The organism is Pseudomonas sp. GW822-FHT06B12 (genome assembly GCF_058799675.1).
In genome coordinates this window covers 107,049-125,977 of sequence record NZ_JBXALR010000005.1, presented here as the reverse complement: position 1 = coordinate 125,977, position 18,929 = coordinate 107,049, and the positions used below count along the sequence as shown (strand labels likewise).

Here is an 18,929-nt window from a genome sequence, read left to right as displayed (position 1 = left end):
CTTGCTCGCGAATACGGTTTGACATTCAACATCTCTGTTGCCTGACACACCGCTTTCGCGAGCAAGCCCGCTCCCACATTGAACGGTTTTAAACAGGAGTTCCGGGTGGACGAATACCAGCAGACGATACGCACCTTGTCCGATCGCATAGTGCTGGCGCAAACGCCGATTCGGGTACTCGATGCGGTCAAGTGGGATGACAACATCCGCAAGGGTTTCCTCAAGGCCAAAGGCAAGGAAATGCCAGCGGTGGACCGCGACTACTACCTCAATCGGCCACTGTCTTTCGACTCCAGCAAAGTGAAGCTGGAGTTCCAGAACATCGAGCGCGACATCACCCGTCAGCTCGGTCAGTTCAACCCGGTCGGTCAGATCATGCGGCGCATGTGCAAGGAATACCGCATGGTGGTGCGGATGCTTGAAGCACGCGGTACCGAAGATTTCGGGTTGATCTCGCAAGAGCTTTACGGCGCTGCCTCCGATGCGTTCCACGCCGGTGACCCGACTCTGGCCGACCTCGGCCTGATGATGTCCGACTACCTGAACAACATCGATGGCCGCGGCGACCTCAAGGACGAGCCGAAGATTCTCACGGCCAAGGAAGCGGTGCACCTGCTGCAAACCCGCTTGAACAAGGTGTTCGGTGAGGCCGAGGAAACCATTCGGGTGTTCGAGTCCGACGGTATCGTCGCCGATGCGGCGGCCGGCGCCGACTACATCAAGATCCGCGCTGACGCGATGTTCAACGACCGTGATGTGCGAGCTTTGGAAGTCCATGAAGGGCTGGTGCATGTCGGCACCACCCTCAACGGTCTGAACCAGCCGATCTGCACCTTCCTCTCCAAAGGTCCACCGTCCTCGACCGTGACCCAGGAAGGCCTGGCGATCCTGATGGAAATCATCACCTTTGCTTCTTACCCGAGTCGCTTGCGCAAACTGACTAACCGTACCCGTGCGATTCACATGGTCGAGGAGGGCGCGGACTTCTTGCAGATCTTCGAGTTTTTCCGTGAGCAAGGCTTCGAGATGGCTGAAAGTTATGGCAACGCCAGTCGGGTTTTCCGTGGTTCGGTGCCAAATGGACTGCCATTTACCAAGGACTTGTCCTACCTCAAGGGCTTTATCATGGTTTACAACTACATTCAGTTGGCCGTGCGTAAAGGCAAGCTTGAGCAGATCCCTTTGCTGTTTTGCGGCAAAACCACCCTGGAAGACATGCGAACCCTGCGCCAGTTGGTGGATGAAGGTCTGGTGGAACCACCCAAGTACCTGCCGGACCAGTTCCGTGACATGAACGCCTTGTCGGCCTGGATGTGTTTCTCCAACTTCCTCAACCACCTGAGCCTGGACCGGATCGAAGCGGATTACTCAAACATCCTCTAAGGGCAGCAAGATCCAGTGTGGGAGCGGGCTTGCTCGCGAAAGCGGTGTAACAGTCGACATAAATGTTGAATGTCAGATTGCTTTCGCGAGCAAGCCCGCTCCCACAGGGTTGTAGGTTTCAACTTTTTTTTGCGGGGTTTCAACGGATGAGAATCCTCGGCATTCTTTGCCTTCTCCTGACCCTCGGCGGTTGCAGCTCTTTGCTGTTCTTCCCCGATCCCGGTCTGCCGTTTACCCCGCAGAAAGCCGGGCTTGAGTACCGCGACATCACCCTGACCACCGCCGATGGCCTGAAACTCAACGCCTGGTGGCTGCCGGCCAAAAAAGGCGTGGCGGTCAAGGGCACGGTGTTGCATTTGCACGGCAATGGCGGAAATCTCGCCGGGCATCTGGGCGCCACCTGGTGGCTGCCGAAGCAGGGTTATCAGGTGCTGCTGGTGGACTATCGCGGTTATGGCCTGTCGCAGGGTAAACCCAGCTTGCCGGCGATCTATCAAGACATCGACGCTGCATTCAAATGGCTGGACCAGGCGCCCGACGTTCAGGGAAAACCGCTGATCGTCCTTGGCCAGAGCCTCGGCGGTGCGCTGGCGGTGCATTATCTGGTTGAACACCCCGAGCGTCAGCATCAGCTCAAGGCGTTGGTCCTCGATGGCGTGCCGGCCAGTTACCGGGATGTCGGGCAGTTTGCGCTGAGCACGTCGTGGATGACCTGGCCGTTTCAGGTGCCGTTGTCCTGGCTGGTACCGGACGCCGACAGCGCGATCAACGCGATGCCGCAGCTCAATGGCGTGCCGAAATTGATCTACCACAGCATCGACGATCCGCTCGTGCCTCTTTCCAATGGCATCCGACTGTATCAAGCTGCGCCCCCGCCCAGGGTCCTGCAACTGACCCGGGGCGGGCACGTGCAGACCTTCGGTGTCCCGACCTGGCGCACCGTCATGCTGCGCTTTCTCGAAGACCCGCAGCACTTCAACGGCCTGCGCCGCTTGGGCGAAACGCCCAATTACCCTGCACCCCAGAATTCAGAAGTTGAACCCCCAGAGAGTCCGCAATGAGTGAAGAACGTAACGCCATCCCGCTGATCATCACCGGTATCTGCAGCATTCTCGGCACTGTCGCGTGCCTGTGGTACTACGGCTACCTGCACTTCGCCAAACCGGAAGATGCGCTGCTGCTCAACGAATTCACCATGCTCAAGACCGTACCGGGCGAAGACTACAAAGTCTCTCTGGACCCGGCCCCGCAAGTCGCGCAATGCATAGATGGGGTGCTGGTGTTGTTCGACACTGAACAGAAAGGCCTGACCGGTGTGCTGGTCAACGCTCAGAAAAAAGCCGTGCGCTGCATGGGGCAGGAAACGCCGCAGCTGGAGCAGTAACGGTTCTGATCAGACAGATGGAAAAGCCCCGTTTCCTAGGCAGGAAGCGGGGCTTTTTCAATTTGAAGTGGTCAACGTGTCTACCAGTTAAAGGCATCCTGTCAGGGACTTGGCCTATTGCTTATTGTCCGGCAGCTGCTACATCGGGGTTTACCGAAATATCAATTTTGTCGTTGCGGCTATAGATGCCGCCGAAGTTTTGAATTATGCGAACGGAGTATTTTTTACCCGCTACGATGTGCGATGACGGTAGGCTCCAGTTGCCTGCTCTATCCACAGCGGTGGGAAGAAACCAACTGTGCGGGTATCCAACAAAGTTTATATTGACTACTGCGCCGGGCTCCCCTGTCCCGTTGAAGACTTTATCGCGGTTGATCCGGTCTCCATTTTTTGGAGTCGTTAAGGTTGGTTGCTTCAGAGAGGAACAGGCCGGTGGTGTTTCCCCGTTGATGCCAACGGAAACGGCTGCCGTCATGACGATCAAGGGATCAATTGCGCATACATGTACGGTGATACCTGCCGCTTCATCCTTCAGTGTTCTGCCCGGCGGCAAGGTGGCATCCTGTGTTGACACCGTCTCGGGCGTACCATCGAGTTGTATGTCCTGAACGTACGTGCCCATGTTGGTGTAGCGCGCCCAGACGCCCAGGGCAAAGTTCTCCGGAAACAGGCTGTCGAACGGGGGAAGGCTGGGCTGACGGACTTCCAGCGCGATCTGCCGCGGTTGGTTTGTGCTTGTTGTCGGGCGATCAATCAAATAGCTGCGTCTGATGATGAGCTGATAAAGACCGGAGCTCTTGATATGCGTTACGTGGGATTCACCCAACCAGCCCGCATACCAGCGATAGTGAGTGGGATACAGCACTTCCAGACCACCTGAGACGGGATCACCATAGTCCGGGTAGAAGATGGTTTTGCATTGGGCGGGTGCCGTGATGACATTGCCGTTAAGAGGGCAGCCGGAGTAGGTCGGCCCGCTAATAAACCCCAGGTTATTGCCGAACAGGCGAATCCAGAGATGCGAGCTCGTTGGCTGGCTGTAGATCCCTAACACTCTGCCGGGGGCGTCGGCACTCCCGGTACCGTTGCAGGGGGCCGCGATGAACAGATAATCGTATTGGTCGGGATTCAGGCCTTGTGCCCAGGCGGCGGCTTCAGCCAGTCCCTTGACCGCGTCGCGGGTGTCGCATTTGGCCGGTTTTGCACCGAAGTCAGCGGTGATCATCTTGCCTTCCAGCGTCAGCTTCCCACCTGAGACATCTGTGATGTAACTGCGCAACGAGGTTTTGTCCTCTGGAGAAAGGCTCTGTGACCACAGCAGGTCCTTGTTCAGCGCAGGGGTGCCGGTCCACTGACCGACTACCAGCAACACCGTTTTCGTGCCCACGACCGGTCGTTGGTTGACGCCTGGAACGGGCAAGGGCTTATCGATGAGAATGGCGGCAGGGTCGCGATGGTTGTACTCGGATTCGCCGCTTGCCCTGGTGCTGACTTTCAAGTCGTGGGCAGATTGTGCACACCCTCCCTGAATTAGCGCTGCGCAAAGCAGTAAAGAAAATGTCAGCAATCGCATGGTGATGCTCCTTTATGCCCTTGATTTTGGCCTGGAGCTCACTATTACTCGCGATACAGGAGGCTGCCTACTGTCAGAAATAACAGGTGGCGACGGGTGGTAGGAGAGTGCACGTACGAAGAAGCCCCGCCTAATCTGATCAGGCGGGGCTTTTGCGTTGTGGGCAAGTCAGTGTTTTTGCTTGCCGCTCTGGGCCGATAAATCGTGCAAGTGGCGCCGTGACAACTCGAGAAAACGCGGTGTCGGGCCGACGTCTTCGTAGAGCGGGTCACCTTCCTCGTCAGTGGCAACCACGTGCTGGCCCTTGACGTAAGGGAAGCTTGCTTCGAGCTCTTCCAGGGCTGCACCGATCAGTTCGCCCAGCAGTTCTTCGGGGTGGCGTTTGGGGTACATCTCGGTAATCGCCGCCAGCCGAGCGGCGGCTTCGACGTCCAGGTGAATGGTGTAGCCGGTCTTGGTCAAACGGCCTTTGGCGGTTTCTTCCCAATGTTGGGCTAGCTCACGGATTTTCATAATGACCTCAATAAGCACCTGCTCGTGGCAGGGTGTGATGAGTGTCCGGCCGTGGCCGGTGGCAGGCCTTTGTGCGGCTTACTCTTCAGACTAGCCTCAACCCTCAAGGTTTACAGTCGATTCGTCGCCCGGCTTGTAAGAACCCGCTGCGGGCGGCACTCTTGAGCCCTAAGCCGACCGGATTCTCTGGAGAACTGCTGATGACTGATATCGATGCACGCTTGCGCGAGGATGTTCACCTGTTGGGTGAGTTGTTGGGCAACACCATTCGTGAACAGTACGGGGATGGCTTTCTCGACAAGATCGAGCAGATCCGCAAGGGCGCCAAGGCTGACCGTCGGGGTTCGATGGACGCGGAACTGCGCGCCAGTCTCAACCAGTTGACTGAAGATGAACTGCTGCCAGTGGCGCGAGCGTTCAACCAGTTTCTGAACCTGGCGAACATCGCCGAGCAATATCAGTTGATTCACCGCCGCGAAGAGTCCCAGCCGGCACCATTCGAGGCGCGGGTGCTGCCCGAGCTGCTCGCACGCCTGCTTGCTGAAGGGCATGGCAGCGACGCGCTGGCGCGGCAATTGGGGCGGCTGGAAATCGAGTTGGTGCTGACGGCGCACCCGACTGAAGTTGCACGCCGAACCTTGATCCAGAAATACGACGCGATTGCCGCGCAACTGGCCGCGCAGGATCACCGTGACCTGACGACTGCCGAACGCGAGCAGATCCAGCAGCGCTTGCAACGCTTGATCGCCGAAGCCTGGCACACCGAAGAAATCCGCCGCACCCGGCCAACCCCGGTCGATGAAGCCAAATGGGGCTTTGCGGTGATCGAGCATTCGCTGTGGCAGGCGATTCCCAACTACTTGCGCAAGGCCGATCAGGCCTTGCACGCTGCCACCGGCCTGCATTTACCACTGGAGGCGGCGCCGATTCGCTTCGCCTCGTGGATGGGCGGCGACCGTGACGGCAATCCGAACGTGACCGCTGCGGTGACCCGCGAAGTCTTGCTGCTGGCGCGCTGGATGGCGGCTGACCTTTACCTGCGCGATGTCGATCAACTGGCCGCCGATTTGTCGATGCAGCAGGCCAGCACCGAGTTGCGGGCCAAGGCCGGGGACAGCGCCGAACCTTACCGTGCGGTGCTCAAGCAACTGCGTGAACGCCTGCGCGCGACCCGCAACTGGGCGCAGGCGTCCTTGACGGCAACCACGCCCGCATCGGCCGATGTGCTGCAAAACAACCGCGAACTGCTCGATCCGCTGGAGCTGTGCTATCAGTCGCTGCATGAATGCGGCATGGGCGTGATCGCTGACGGCCCGCTGCTTGATTGCCTGCGTCGGGCGGTGACCTTCGGTCTGTTCCTGGTGCGCCTGGATGTGCGTCAGGACTCGTCACGGCATGCGGCGGCGATGACTGAGATCACCGATTATCTGGGGCTTGGTCGCTACGAAGACTGGGACGAGGAAGCGCGTATTCGTTTCTTGATGGGCGAGTTGAACAATCGTCGGCCACTCTTGCCGGCGTATTTCAAACCCTCGGCCGATACCGCCGAAGTCCTGGCGACCTGTCGCGAAGTCGCGGCGGCACCGGCGGCGTCGCTCGGCTCGTATGTGATCTCCATGGCGGGTGCCGCTTCGGACGTGCTCGCCGTGCAGCTGCTGCTTAAAGAAGCCGGCGTGCTGCGGCCAATGCGCGTAGTGCCGCTGTTCGAAACCCTCGCCGACCTGGACAACGCCGGCCCGGTGATCGAGAAACTGTTGCTGCTGCCGGGTTACCGCTCGCGTTTGCAAGGCCCGCAGGAAGTGATGATCGGCTATTCCGACTCGGCCAAGGATGCCGGCACCACGGCGGCAGCCTGGGCTCAGTATCGGGCGCAGGAGCGCTTGGTGGATATCTGCCGCGAGCAACAAGTGGAGTTGCTGTTGTTCCACGGTCGCGGTGGCACCGTGGGCCGTGGTGGTGGCCCGGCGCACGCGGCGATTCTGTCGCAGCCACCGGGTTCGGTGGCCGGGCGATTCCGCACCACCGAGCAGGGGGAAATGATTCGTTTCAAATTCGGTCTGCCAGACATCGCCGAGCAAAACCTCAACCTGTACCTGGCCGCCGTGCTGGAAGCCACGTTATTGCCGCCTCCGCCGCCGGAACCCGCGTGGCGCGGCTTGATGGATGAATTGGCGGCCGATGGCGTCAGCGCTTATCGCGCGGTGGTGCGGGAGAATCCGCAGTTCGTCGAGTACTTCCGTCAATCCACGCCCGAGCAGGAACTGGGGCGTCTGCCGCTCGGCAGCCGTCCGGCCAAGCGTCGTGCTGGCGGGATCGAAAGCCTGCGGGCGATTCCGTGGATCTTCGGCTGGACCCAGACCCGTTTGATGCTGCCGGCCTGGCTCGGTTGGGAAGCGGCGCTGACCAAGGCGCTGGCGCGCGGCGAGGGCGAGTTGCTGGCGCAGATGCGTGAGCAATGGCCGTTCTTCCGCACGCGCATCGATATGCTGGAGATGGTGCTGGCCAAGGCCGACGCGGACATCGCCCAGTCCTACGATGAGCGATTGGTTACGCCTGATTTGTTACCTTTGGGTGTGCATCTACGCGACCTATTGTCGCAGGCGTGTTCCGTGGTCCTGGGCCTGACTGGTCAGTCGCAGCTGCTGGCCCATAGCCCTGATACCCTGGAATTCATCCGTTTGCGCAACACCTACCTCGACCCGCTACATCTATTGCAGGCTGAACTGTTGGCCCGCTCGCGGCAGCCGGAAGTGGCGCAGGGCAGCCCGGTGGAACAGGCGTTGCTGGTGTCTGTGGCGGGGATTGCCGCCGGCTTGCGAAATACCGGCTAAGGTCTTTTGCGGGGTGTCGCAGGCAGCTTTACTGCGACAAGCGACCGGTCCGCCGAGGCCGGTCGCGGTTGTCAGGCGACACTTTGTTATGGGGTTGCGACTTGGATCACCTCGTCGCCAGGGCGTAACAGGCGCGGGTTCCTCCGACTTTCGGCGGCTTGTGTGGTCCGGGCCTGCTGTGTATCTTGATCAGCCTTTGGCCGTTTGGGCGGCCCACGACCCTATTTTCAAGATTGGCCCCACGCGGCGAATCCGATCGTTTATTAATAAAAAATTGAGGAGCACATCGATGCGCGTCATTCTGCTGGGAGCTCCCGGGGCCGGTAAAGGTACTCAGGCTAAGTTCATCACTGAAAAATTCGCTATTCCACAGATCTCCACCGGCGACATGCTGCGTGCTGCGGTCAAGGCTGGCACCGAACTGGGCATTAAAGCCAAGAGCATCATGGATGCCGGCGGCCTGGTTTCCGATGACCTGATCATCGCGTTGGTCAAGGACCGTATCGCCCAGCCTGATTGCGCCAATGGTTTCCTGTTCGACGGTTTCCCGCGCACCATTCCTCAGGCTGAAGCCTTGGTTGATGCTGGTGTAGAACTGGATCACGTGGTTGAAATCGCCGTCGATGACGAAGAAATCGTTCAGCGTATCGCCGGTCGTCGTGTACACGAAGCCAGCGGCCGCGTTTACCACACCGTCTACAATCCGCCGAAACTCGCGGGCAAGGACGACATCACTGGCGAAGCGCTGGTGCAGCGTAAAGACGACACCGAAGAAACCGTGCGTCATCGTCTGTCGGTCTACCACTCCCAGACCAAGCCGCTGGTGGATTTCTACCAGCAGCTGTCGGCAGCTCATGGCAAGCCGAAGTACAGCCACATCGCGGGCGTTGGCTCGGTTGAAGCGATCACCGGCAAAGTGCTTGAAGCGCTGAGCTGAGAAAGCTGATTTGCTTTACCTTCAACGGCCCGCTTGCGGGCCGTTGTTGTTTATACTGGTGCACTTTTTTCTACCTCTCTGACGGAAACATCGATGAGCACCTTGCTGGCCCTGGACACCGCGACTGAAGCTTGCTCCGTTGCCTTGCTGCATGACGGCAAGGTCACGAGCCATTACGAGGTGATCCCGCGCCTGCATGCGCAGAAGTTGTTGCCGATGATCCAGCAGTTGCTGGCTGATGCAGGCACTACCTTGCAGGCGGTCGACGCGATTGCCTTTGGTCGCGGCCCGGGTGCGTTCACTGGCGTGCGAATAGCCATTGGCGTGGTTCAAGGCCTGGCGTTTGCTCTGGAGCGTCCGGTGTTGCCGGTGTCCAACCTGGCGGTGCTGGCGCAGCGCGCACTGCGTGAGCACGGTGCACGCCAGGTCGCGGCGGCTATTGATGCACGGATGGATGAAGTCTATTGGGGCTGCTACCGCGAAACGGCCGGTGAAATGCGTCTGGTGGGGGCTGAAGCGGTGTTGCCGCCGGAAGTTGCAGCACTGCCGGCAGATGCCACGGGCGACTGGTTCGGCGCGGGTACCGGTTGGGGCTATGGCGAGCGAATCGCGGTCAATCTGACGGGGCAGGACGCTGGCATGCTGCCTCACGCCGAAGACTTGCTGACCCTGGCCCGTTTCGCCTGGGAGCGCGGCGAAGGCATCCCGGCGGACGACGCGCAACCGGTTTACCTGCGCGACAAAGTGGCAACCCCCAAGGCCCGGTAATTTGCGATACCGAGTTGTCCCATTCGCGAGCAAGCTCGCTCCCACAAGAGCACCACTGTACCTGTGGGAGCGAGCTTGCTCGCGAATGCGATCTGCGTAACGCTGCCAATCGTCAGTTTCTACACCGCGCTTTCAAACCTTTTGTATTTTCTGTGTTCTAGTTATCACTTGGGAATTTGCGAAGATAGGTAAGTGCCGCTAAATTGCCATCATCGATAGCGAGCTTGTACGTATGCGCATAGACGGTTTTTCCTCCCAGTCCTACCCCATCAAGCGCAAGCCTCGCAAAGGCAATGTGTCGGTGGACGAGTCCCTCGAGGATATCGATGGCGAGCTGGAGATTCCTTCTGAAGAGCAACTGGCTGCCCGCGCCGCCAAGGCTTCTGCGCAACGTCTGAGCAATCTCCCCGCCCGTCAGCAGGACATGATCTATCACCGCGCCATGAGCAAAAGCGTGGCGATGGCCTTGGCGAGCTACCTGAGCACCGCAGCTTTCGTTGATTGGGATATGGAAGTGCTGGGTCTCGACCTGCACATCTGATGCGGCTGCCTTACTACCTCGGTTGCCCGTCCTGGAGCGAAAACGCCTGGCGCGAGTACCTGTATCCGCAAAGCGCCCGTCCCAACGAATTTCTCGGTCTGTACTCGCAGGTGTTCAACGCCGTTGAAGGCAACACCACGTTCTACGCGCGTCCTGCGCCGGCAACGGTAGAGCGCTGGGCGCAGACGATGCCCGAACACTTTCGTTTTACCGCCAAATTCCCCGGCGACATCAGCCACGGCGGTGACCTGCGCGAGCAACTGACCGCCGCCGAAACCTTCGTGCAATTGCTCAGCCCGCTCGGTGAGCGGGTGTCACCGCTCTGGCTGCAGCTGTCGACGGCGTTTACCCCGCAACGGTTGGCCGAGCTGGCAGGGTTCATCGATGGCTTGCAGCGGCCGTTGGCGGTCGAAGTGCGGCATCGGGATTTCTTCGCCAAGGGCGATGCCGAGCGCAGGCTCAATCGGCTGTTGCTGGATCGTGGCGTGGAGCGCATTTGCCTCGATCCCCGGGCGTTGTTCAGTTGCACGTCAAGCGAACCCTCGGTGCTCCACGCGCAAGCGAAAAAGCCCAGGGTGCCACCGCGCCCGGCGGCGTTCACCCAGTTCCCACAGGTGCGCTTCATCGGTCATCCGGTGCTTGAAGCCAACGATTCGTTCCTGACGCCGTGGGTCGAGAAAATCGCCCAATGGATCGAAGAGGGCCGCACGCCGTACATCTTCCTACACACCGCCGACAACCTGCTGGCCGCCGCCCTGGCGCAACGCTTTCATACTCGGTTGATGACGCGTTTGCCTGGCTTGCCGGCCCTGCCTGAGCTATACAGAGAGCCCGCCGCCGAGCAGCTTGGGTTGCTCTGACGACGGGTTTTCCCTTCTACAGGAGTGAGCCAATGGATGCGCAAACCCTTAAAGCTCAGGCCTTCAAGGCCTTACACGAAGGTGCCGGGGCTTTTGTGATTCCCAATCCGTGGGACGCCGGTTCGGCAAAAATGCTCGCCAGTCTGGGCTACCAGGCGCTGGCGACCACCAGTGCCGGTTATGCTTTTTCGCTGGGCCGCCCGGATGGCGCGGTGAAGCTCGAAGAGACGCTGATCAACGTTCGGGCGATTGTCGCTGCGACCGATCTGCCGGTGGCGGTTGACCTGGAAAACGGTTTCGCCGACAGCCCGCAGGAGTCCGCCGAGAGCCTGCTGCGCGCCGCCACTGCTGGCGCGGTAGGTGGCTCTATCGAAGACGCCACCGGCCGTGAAGACGGTCCGATCTATTGCTTTGAACACGCCGTCGCCCGCATCGAAGCAGCCGTTGCGGTCGCGCGCGGTTTGCCGTTCCCGTTCACCCTGACGGCCCGTGCCGAGAATTACCTGCACGGTAATCCGGATCTGGCCGACACCATTCGCCGTTTGCAGGCCTTTGCCGAGGCGGGCGCCGATGTGCTTTATGCGCCGGGCCTGCGCAGCGCTGAAGAGGTGCTGGCAGTGGTCCGTGCGGTGGCGCCGAAACCGGTCAATGTGTTGATGTCCGGCGGTCTCAAGCTGAGCGTGGCGCAGCTCAGTGAAATGGGCGTCAAACGGATCAGCGTCGGCTCGGCCATGGCCCGTGCCGCCTACGGGGCGTTTTATCAGGCCGCGCAGGAAATCCAGGGTCAGGGAACCTTCGACTTCGCCGACCGCGCGCTGCCGTTCGGGCAGATCAATCAACTGTTCAAAGGCTGATTCACGTGGAGTTGTCGTGCGGTTTCTGAAAGTGTTGTTGGCGGTAGTGCTGGTGCTGGGCGGGTTGCTGTTGGGTGTCTGGCGCGGCTGGCTGCCGTTGCCAGCGGTCTGGAACCCTTGGGCACCGCTGGATGTCCGGGCCGCGCCGAACCTGCTGACACGCTTCAAATTGATGAGACTGCGCGATAACCCGCAACTCTGCGACCAGGTGCTCAGCGGTGCCGGGTTGAAGTTCAGCCGCCAGGCCGACAGCAACCCGGACGTCGATTGCCCGCTCAACAACACCTTGCGCGTGCAAGGTGGCGAGGTGGCGCTGAGTAGCAGCTTCCTCGCCAGTTGCCCGTTGGCGGTGGCCTTTGTGCTGTTCGAACGGCACGCCCTGCAACCGGCAGCGCAGGCCATTTATGGGCAGGCGGTGGCGCGGGTCGATCACCTCGGCAGTTTTGCCTGCCGCAACATGTACAACCGCGAAAACGCTTCACGCAGTCAGCATGCGACGGCCGATGCACTGGATATCGCCGGCTTTCGCCTGGCGGACGGGCGCAGTATCAGCGTGCTGCGGGACTGGCCGAAGGACAATGACGATGCGCGTTTTCTACGCAAGGTTCGCGATAGCGCGTGTGACCTGTTCAGCGTGGTGTTGAGCCCGGACTACAACGCCGCTCATCGCAACCATTTTCATCTGGATGTCGGGCCGTGGTGGGTGTGTCGCTGAGGTTGAGGCTTAAGCGGCGATGCGCAGGTTTTGCAGGACGATCGGGCGAGCCCAACCGTTATCGAAGTCGAATTGTTTCTGTTGCTCGACCAGTTCTGCGTGCGGGTAGGGGGTTGCCGGCTTGTCCAGCAGATCGAGTTCGAACTCGGCAATCGGCAGGTGCAACGGACGCGGTTGCGGTGCCGGGCCTGGCGCAGGCAGTGGCTGACCGGCAGCCAGGACGATCGGGCGCACCCAAGCGCTTTCGAAGTCTTGTTGTTTCTGTTGCGCGAGAATTTCTTGCGGCGGGAACGGCGGGGCCGGTTTGTCGGCCAAGTCCATTTCGAACTCGGCAATCGGCAGGAACAGCGGCTCAGGCGGGCGGACCTCGGTGTCCTTCACGTCGCACGCGCGTTGCGTGACGATGTGCGCAAGCAGCTCGGCGCCAACGGTCGGTTCGACCGGACCATCGACGGCGACGGGGGTGAAACTGTCAGGAGCGGGTGCAGCATCGCCCAGATGATCGGCCAGCGCCTGCGCAAAAAAATCCTGCCACAGGTGACTGACGCCGCTCAGTGCTTGGGAATTACGCAGGCCAAAATCGCCGTGGGGCGAAATGTAGCCTACTGATGTGCGTTGAATGTCTGACATTTCTCTCGGTCGACGCTCAGCTCTGGCAAAATGCTCGATAGTTTTGTTATCGGCCGTTTTTGCCGATCATTAATTTTTTGAGTGTGTTTTCTGATGAGTGAGCAACCCGCGGCCAGCCGCATCAAAGTCCAGGCCCTGGCCGAGGCGTTTCAGGCACGCGCCGAGCACTGGGCCGAGCGATTGAACTTGCCGTTGCTGCTGGACGATGCCGAGTTTGCACTGCAAGTGGGTGAGCACGGTTTGCAGTTGCAACAGCTTGGGCCGGACGCGCCGGGACCGGTGCGGGTGGACTTCGTCGAGGGCGGCGCCGCCCATCGCCGGTTGTATGGCGGCGGCAGCGGTCAGATGATCGCCAAGGCTGTCGGTGTCGCTCAAGGCGTGCGGCCGAAGGTGCTGGATGCCACGGCCGGGCTGGGCAAGGATGGTTTCGTGCTGGCAAGCCTGGGCTGCGAAATGAGCCTGATCGAGCGTCAGCCGTTGATTGGCGCGTTACTGGAGGATGGCCTGGCCCGTGCGGCGGAGGATTTTGAGGTGGCGCCGATTGTGGCGCGGATGACGCTGCTCAAGGGCAACTCGATCGAGTTGATGCGCAATTGGGAAGGTGAACCGCCGCAGGTGATCTACCTCGACCCGATGTTCCCGCATCGTGAGAAAACCGCGTTGGTGAAGAAGGAAATGCGCCTGTTTCGCCCGTTGGTGGGCGATGACCCGGACGCGCCGGCACTGCTTCAAGCCGCACTCGCATTGGCCAGCCACCGGGTGGTGGTCAAACGCCCGCGCAAGGCACCGTGCATCGAAGGGCCGAAGCCGAGCCATGCGCTGGATGGCAAATCCAGCCGCTACGACATCTACCCCAAGAAAGCGCTCAAGCCTTAGGACCGCGTCGTCCGCATCGCGAGCAAGCTCGCTCCCACAGTTGACCGTGTTCTTATTTGAAGACTCGGTCCAATGTGGGAGCGAGCTTGCTCGCGATAGCGTCAGCCCAGGCGCTAAAAACCTATCAGGCCGAATCCGGTCGATACGCCCGCATAAACAATCCCACCACTTCCTGCACATGAGCCTCGGCCGCGTCCCCGGTCAAGGGTTCGCCGCAGCCGTAGAGCAAGCGAAAATTCGCCGCGCCTTTGAGCAGGCAGAAGAAGTGTTCGGCGGCGTTGAGCGGCTTGTCGATGCTCAAGGCGCCGATCTGGTCGATCTTCGTCAGCAAGCGTTCCATGCCCTGCAACATCCGCTGGGGTCCTGCTTCGAAGAAGATCAGCGAGAGTTTCGGGTCCTGACTCCCCAGCGTCATGATCAGGCGATGCAGGTTCACCGATTCGTCGCTGTTGATCAGCAGATGAAAGCCCCGGGCGATGTTCAGCAGCACGTTCTCGACCGGCATGCCGTCGGGCAGTTCGAAGAGCAGCGTGGGCAATTGCGCTTCGCATTTGGCCACCACGGCGGCGGAGAACAGCGTCTCCTTGTCGTTGAAGTGACTGTAAACGGTCAGCTTCGACACACCGGCTTCAGCCGCCACCGCATCCATGCTGGTGCTCGCGTAACCATTGCTCAGAAAAAGACGTTTTGCCGCCTCAAGAATCGCCCCGCGCTTGGCGAGATCCTTCGGGCGGCCGGGGCCGTTGGGTGCAGAAAGATTGTTGGACATTCTTCGCTTTAATACTGGACTGGTGAGTTTGCTATTAATAACATACTGGTCAGTATAATTATTCCAGGCACCATTAGCTAAAGGTCGTTCACCATGTTCCGCTATGCCTTGCCCCTCGCCTTGCCGGTCAGTCTGGCGTTTTTGTTGTCTGCATGCGGTCACGAAGAGCCGGCGCAAGTTACCGTGCGGCCGGCCATGGTGGTTCAGCCAGAGCCTTCGGCGCAGGCGATGGACAGTTATCCCGGCGAAGTTCGCGCGCGTTACGAGCCAGACCTGGCCTTCCGTATCGGCGGCAAAGTCAGCCGACGACTGGTCGAGGAAGGTGAACGGGTCAAGGCCAATCAGCCACTGGCGGAACTCGATCCCCAGGACGTGCGCCTGCAACTGGAGGCGACCCGCGCCCAAGTCGCAGCCGCCGAGGCCAACCTGAACCTGGTGCGTGCCGAGCGTGATCGCTACAAGACCCTGATGGAACGTCAGATGGTCAGCCGTTCGCAGTACGACAATTCTGAAAACCTCTACCGCTCCGGCGAAGCTCGGCTCAAGCAGATCAAGGCTGAATTCGACGTTGCCAGCAACCAGGCCAGCTACGCGGTGTTGCGAGCTCCGCGAGACGGCGTCGTGGCCAAGCGCGCCGTGGAAGTCGGGCAAGTGGTGGCCGCCGGGCAAACTGTCTTCACCCTGGCCACCGACGGCGAGCGTGAAGTGCTGATCAGCCTGCCGGAGCAAAGCTTCGGCCGTTTCAAGGTTGGCCAACCGGTCACGGTTGAACTCTGGACCCAGCAAGGTCAGCGGTTCACCGGAAGCATTCGTGAGCTGTCGCCGGCCGCCGATCCAAAATCGCGGACCTTTGCCGCTCGCATCACCTTTACGACCGGCAAGGTCCCGGCCGAGCTTGGCCAGAGCGCCCGGGTATTCATTCAAATCGCTGACGTGGTGCCGCTGTCGGTGCCACTCTCGGCGCTCACCGCAGAAAACAGCGCGACATACGTCTGGATCGTGGGTGCCAACAACACCCTGAAAAAAGCTCCGGTTCGCGTAGGCGCCTTCGGTGAGAAAACCGTGCCGGTGCTGGAAGGCCTGAGTCCCAGCGACTGGGTGGTGGCAGCCGGTGTTCACGTGCTCCATGAAGGCCAGCAAGTGCGGCCGGTGGATCGCTCCAACCGCGTGGTCAATCTGGCGGTCAAGGAGTAGTCCCCGATGCGTTTCAACCTTTCCGAATGGGCGCTGCATAACCGCCAGATCGTACTGTTCCTGATGATATTGCTGGCGGTCGTCGGCACGTTGTCCTACACCAAACTGGGTCAGAGCGAAGACCCGCCGTTCACCTTCAAGGCCATGGTAATCAAGACCAATTGGCCGGGCGCGACGGCTCAGGAGGTCTCGCGGCAAGTCACCGAGCGCATCGAAAAGAAGCTGATGGAAACCGGCGAGTACGAGCGGATCACCTCGTTCTCCCGTCCCGGCGAATCCCAGGTGACCTTCATGGCCCGGGACTCGATGCATTCGGCGCAAATTCCCGAGCTCTGGTATCAGGTGCGCAAGAAGATCAGCGACATCCGCCAGACCTTGCCGCCGGGTATCCAGGGACCGTTCTTCAACGATGAATTCGGCACTACCTTCGGCAACATCTACGCGCTGACCGGCGAAGGTTTCGACTACGCGGTACTCAAGGACTACGCCGACCGCGTCCAGATTCAGCTGCAACGGGTCAAGGATGTGGGCAAGGTCGACTTGCTCGGGCTGCAGGACGAGAAGATCTGGATCGAGCTGTCCAACGTCAAACTCGCCACCCTGGGCCTGCCGTTGGCCGTGGTGCAGCAAGCGCTGGAAGAACAGAACGCGATGTCCAACGCCGGGTTCTTTGAAACCACCAGCGAGCGTTTGCAGCTACGGGTGACGGGCAATTTTCAGACCGTAGACGAGATCAGGAATTTTCCGATCCGCGTCGGCGACCGGACCTTCCGTATCGCTGATGTGGCTGACGTGCACCGTGGTTTCAACGATCCACCAGCGCCGCGCATGCGCTTCATGGGCCAGGACGCGATCGGTCTTGCCGTGGCCATGAAGGACGGCGGTGACATTCTGGTGCTCGGTAAGGCGCTGGAACAGGAGTTCGAGCGTATCCAGAACAACCTGCCGGCCGGCATGCAACTGCGCAAGGTCTCGGACCAGCCCGCGGCGGTGAAAAGCAGCGTCGGCGAGTTCGTCCGGGTGCTGGTAGAAGCGCTGGCGATCGTCTTGTTGGTGAGCTTCTTCTCCCTCGGTGTGCGCACCGGCATGGTGGTCGCGTTGGCGATTCCGCTGGTGCTGGCGATGACGTTTGCCTGCATGTATTACCTCGGAATCGGCCTGCATAAAATCTCTCTCGGTGCACTGGTGCTGGCCTTGGGGTTGCTGGTGGACGACGCGATCATTGCTGTGGAAATGATGGCGATCAAAATGGAGCAGGGCTATGACCGGCTCAAGGCTGCCAGTTTTGCCTGGACCAGCACCGCGTTCCCGATGCTCACCGGTACGTTGATCACCGCGGCCGGCTTCCTGCCGATTGCCACCGCGCAATCCGGTACCGGCGAATACACTCGCTCGATCTTCCAGGTCGTGACCATCGCGTTGCTGGCCTCATGGGTCGCTGCCGTGGTGTTTGTGCCTTATCTGGGTGAAAAGCTGCTGCCGGATCTGGCAAAAATTCACGCCGCCAAACACGGTGCGGGCCAGCCGGACCCTTATGGCACGCCGTTCTACCAGCGCGTGCGGCGTCTGGTGGAGTGGTGCGTGCGTCGGCGCAAAACCGTCATCACGCTGACCATCGTACTGTTCGTGGCCTCGGTGGTGCTGTTCCGTTTTGTGCCGCAGCAGTTCTTCCCCGCCTCTGGGCGCCTGGAGCTGATGGTTGATCTGAAACTGGCCGAAGGCGCCTCGTTGAGTAACACCACCGAGGAGGTCAAGCGGCTGGAAGCGATGCTCAAGGATCACGCCGGCATCGACAACTATGTCGCCTACGTCGGCACCGGTTCGCCGCGTTTTTACCTGCCGCTGGATCAGCAATTGCCGGCAGCGAGCTTCGCGCAATTTGTGGTCCTGGCGAAAACCATCGAAGAGCGTGAAAGCCTGCGCACCTGGCTGATCGAAACCCTCAACGAACAATTCCCGGCGCTGCGTTCGCGGGTCACGCGTCTGGAAAACGGTCCGCCAGTGGGTTATCCGGTGCAGTTCCGGGTGACCGGTGAACACATTGAAGAGGTCCGCGCCCTGGCACGTAAAGTCGCGGCCAAAGTGCGCGAGAACCCGCATGTGGCCAACGTGCACCTGGACTGGGAAGAGCCGAGCAAGGTTGTCTATTTGAACGTCGATCAGGACCGCGCGCGGGCCTTGGGCGTGAGCACGGCAAACCTGTCGAGGTTTTTGCAAAGCTCGCTGACCGGTTCCAGCGTCAGCCAGTACCGCGAAGACAACGAGTTGATCGAGATCCTCTTGCGCGGCACCTTGCACGAACGCACCGAACTGTCGCTGCTGTCGAGCCTGGCGGTGCCGACCGACAACGGCAAAAGCGTCGCGCTGTCGCAGGTGGCGACCCTGGAATATGGCTTCGAAGAAGGCATTATCTGGCACCGCAACCGCTTGCCGAACGTGACGATTCGCGCCGATATCTATGGCAAGGAGCAACCGGCGACCCTGGTCCAGCAGATCCTTCCGACGCTTGCGCCGATTCGCGCCGAACTGCCTGACGGCTACTTGCTGGACGTCGGCGGCACGGTGGAAGACTCGACCCGTGGCCAGGACTCGGTGAATGCCGGCGTGCCGTTGTTCATTGTCGTCGTACTGACCTTGCTGATGCTGCAACTGCGCAGTTTCTCACGCATTGCGATGGTGTTTCTGACCGCGCCGTTGGGGCTGATCGGCGTCACCTTGTTCCTGATGGTGTTCCGTCAGCCGTTCGGTTTCGTGGCCATGCTCGGGACCATCGCGCTGTCGGGGATGATCATGCGTAACTCGGTGATCCTGGTGGACCAGATCGAACAGGACATCAGTGCCGGGCTGAAACCCTGGCAAGCGATCATCGAAGCCACGGTGCGGCGCTTCCGGCCTATCGTGCTGACCGCACTGGCCGCTGTGCTGGCGATGATTCCGTTGTCACGCAGTGTGTTCTTCGGGCCAATGGCGGTGGCGATCATGGGCGGACTGATCGTCGCGACGGCGCTGACCTTGTTGTTCCTGCCGGCGCTGTATGCGGCGTGGTTCCGGGTCAAAAAGGAACCTGTCTGACCCCAAACTGAATTGACCCCGGAACTGTC

General features: G+C 60.4%; 17 protein-coding genes. 13 read left to right on the top strand and 4 right to left on the bottom strand.

Annotation, left to right across the window (positions count from 1 at the left end; genetic code table 11):
* The first annotated feature begins 105 nt into the window (after positions 1 to 105).
* From AC1RKH_RS12975 to AC1RKH_RS12965, 3 genes are all read left to right on the top strand, one after another.
* Positions 106 to 1,383, top strand: a complete 1,278-nt coding sequence (locus AC1RKH_RS12975; RefSeq protein ID WP_493062334.1) for a flavohemoglobin expression-modulating QEGLA motif protein — start codon at positions 106 to 108, stop codon at positions 1,381 to 1,383.
* 146 nt (positions 1,384 to 1,529) lie between these two features.
* Positions 1,530 to 2,444, top strand: a complete 915-nt coding sequence (locus AC1RKH_RS12970) for an alpha/beta hydrolase (RefSeq protein ID WP_493062333.1) — start codon at positions 1,530 to 1,532, stop codon at positions 2,442 to 2,444.
* On the top strand, positions 2,441 to 2,767 hold the full coding sequence (locus AC1RKH_RS12965; RefSeq protein ID WP_123428569.1) for a PA3694 family proteiin: 327 nt from the start codon (positions 2,441 to 2,443) through the stop codon (positions 2,765 to 2,767). The genes AC1RKH_RS12970 and AC1RKH_RS12965 overlap by 4 nt, the downstream gene beginning before the upstream one ends.
* Before the next feature lie 121 nt (positions 2,768 to 2,888).
* On the opposite strand, the gene AC1RKH_RS12960 is transcribed toward AC1RKH_RS12965, so the two are convergent.
* Positions 2,889 to 4,340, bottom strand: a complete 1,452-nt coding sequence (locus AC1RKH_RS12960) for a transposase (protein ID WP_493062332.1) — start codon at positions 4,338 to 4,340, stop codon at positions 2,889 to 2,891.
* Between the two features lie 168 nt (positions 4,341 to 4,508).
* On the bottom strand, positions 4,509 to 4,853 hold the full coding sequence (locus AC1RKH_RS12955; RefSeq protein WP_123428567.1) for a pilin assembly protein: 345 nt from the start codon (positions 4,851 to 4,853) through the stop codon (positions 4,509 to 4,511).
* Positions 4,854 to 5,053: 200 nt separating this feature from the next.
* On the opposite strand from AC1RKH_RS12955, the gene ppc reads away from it, so the two are divergent.
* The 7 genes from ppc to AC1RKH_RS12920 all read left to right on the top strand — a co-directional run bounded on the left by ppc (position 5,054) and on the right by AC1RKH_RS12920 (position 12,359).
* Complete coding sequence (gene ppc / locus AC1RKH_RS12950; RefSeq protein ID WP_493062331.1) at positions 5,054 to 7,684, top strand: phosphoenolpyruvate carboxylase; 2,631 nt, start codon at positions 5,054 to 5,056, stop codon at positions 7,682 to 7,684.
* A gap of 289 nt (positions 7,685 to 7,973) precedes the next feature.
* The gene (gene adk / locus AC1RKH_RS12945; RefSeq protein WP_493062330.1) at positions 7,974 to 8,621 is read left to right on the top strand and encodes an adenylate kinase; all 648 of its coding nucleotides are present in this window, start codon (positions 7,974 to 7,976) and stop codon (positions 8,619 to 8,621) included.
* 93 nt (positions 8,622 to 8,714) lie between these two features.
* On the top strand, positions 8,715 to 9,389 hold the full coding sequence (gene tsaB / locus AC1RKH_RS12940) for a tRNA (adenosine(37)-N6)-threonylcarbamoyltransferase complex dimerization subunit type 1 TsaB (RefSeq protein ID WP_493062329.1): 675 nt from the start codon (positions 8,715 to 8,717) through the stop codon (positions 9,387 to 9,389).
* A 232-nt stretch (positions 9,390 to 9,621) separates the two neighbouring features.
* Entirely contained in the window at positions 9,622 to 9,930 is a 309-nt protein-coding gene (locus tag AC1RKH_RS12935; RefSeq protein WP_123428559.1) for a hypothetical protein, read from the top strand.
* Positions 9,930 to 10,790: a DUF72 domain-containing protein gene (locus tag AC1RKH_RS12930; RefSeq protein WP_493062328.1), complete on the top strand. Its 861-nt coding sequence runs from the start codon at positions 9,930 to 9,932 to the stop codon at positions 10,788 to 10,790. The genes AC1RKH_RS12935 and AC1RKH_RS12930 overlap by 1 nt, the downstream gene beginning before the upstream one ends.
* A gap of 32 nt (positions 10,791 to 10,822) precedes the next feature.
* Positions 10,823 to 11,644, top strand: coding sequence for an isocitrate lyase/PEP mutase family protein (locus tag AC1RKH_RS12925; RefSeq protein WP_493062327.1), 822 nt, complete (start codon positions 10,823 to 10,825; stop codon positions 11,642 to 11,644).
* Positions 11,645 to 11,660: 16 nt separating this feature from the next.
* On the top strand, positions 11,661 to 12,359 hold the full coding sequence (locus tag AC1RKH_RS12920) for an extensin-like domain-containing protein (protein ID WP_493062326.1): 699 nt from the start codon (positions 11,661 to 11,663) through the stop codon (positions 12,357 to 12,359).
* Positions 12,360 to 12,368: 9 nt separating this feature from the next.
* Here the strand turns inward: AC1RKH_RS12920 and AC1RKH_RS12915 are convergent, their stop codons facing one another.
* Positions 12,369 to 12,989, bottom strand: a complete 621-nt coding sequence (locus AC1RKH_RS12915; protein WP_493062325.1) for an energy transducer TonB — start codon at positions 12,987 to 12,989, stop codon at positions 12,369 to 12,371.
* A gap of 93 nt (positions 12,990 to 13,082) precedes the next feature.
* Between AC1RKH_RS12915 and AC1RKH_RS12910 the strand changes: the two genes are divergently transcribed.
* Positions 13,083 to 13,865, top strand: a complete 783-nt coding sequence (locus tag AC1RKH_RS12910) for a class I SAM-dependent methyltransferase (RefSeq protein ID WP_054595890.1) — start codon at positions 13,083 to 13,085, stop codon at positions 13,863 to 13,865.
* A 124-nt stretch (positions 13,866 to 13,989) separates the two neighbouring features.
* On the opposite strand, the gene AC1RKH_RS12905 is transcribed toward AC1RKH_RS12910, so the two are convergent.
* The gene (locus tag AC1RKH_RS12905; protein ID WP_493062324.1) at positions 13,990 to 14,634 is read right to left on the bottom strand and encodes a TetR/AcrR family transcriptional regulator; all 645 of its coding nucleotides are present in this window, start codon (positions 14,632 to 14,634) and stop codon (positions 13,990 to 13,992) included.
* A 93-nt stretch (positions 14,635 to 14,727) separates the two neighbouring features.
* Between AC1RKH_RS12905 and AC1RKH_RS12900 the strand changes: the two genes are divergently transcribed.
* Both AC1RKH_RS12900 and AC1RKH_RS12895 read left to right on the top strand, forming a co-directional pair.
* Positions 14,728 to 15,828: an efflux RND transporter periplasmic adaptor subunit gene (locus AC1RKH_RS12900; RefSeq protein WP_493062323.1), complete on the top strand. Its 1,101-nt coding sequence runs from the start codon at positions 14,728 to 14,730 to the stop codon at positions 15,826 to 15,828.
* 6 nt (positions 15,829 to 15,834) lie between these two features.
* Entirely contained in the window at positions 15,835 to 18,900 is a 3,066-nt protein-coding gene (locus AC1RKH_RS12895; RefSeq protein ID WP_493062322.1) for an efflux RND transporter permease subunit, read from the top strand.
* Positions 18,901 to 18,929 lie beyond the last annotated feature (29 nt).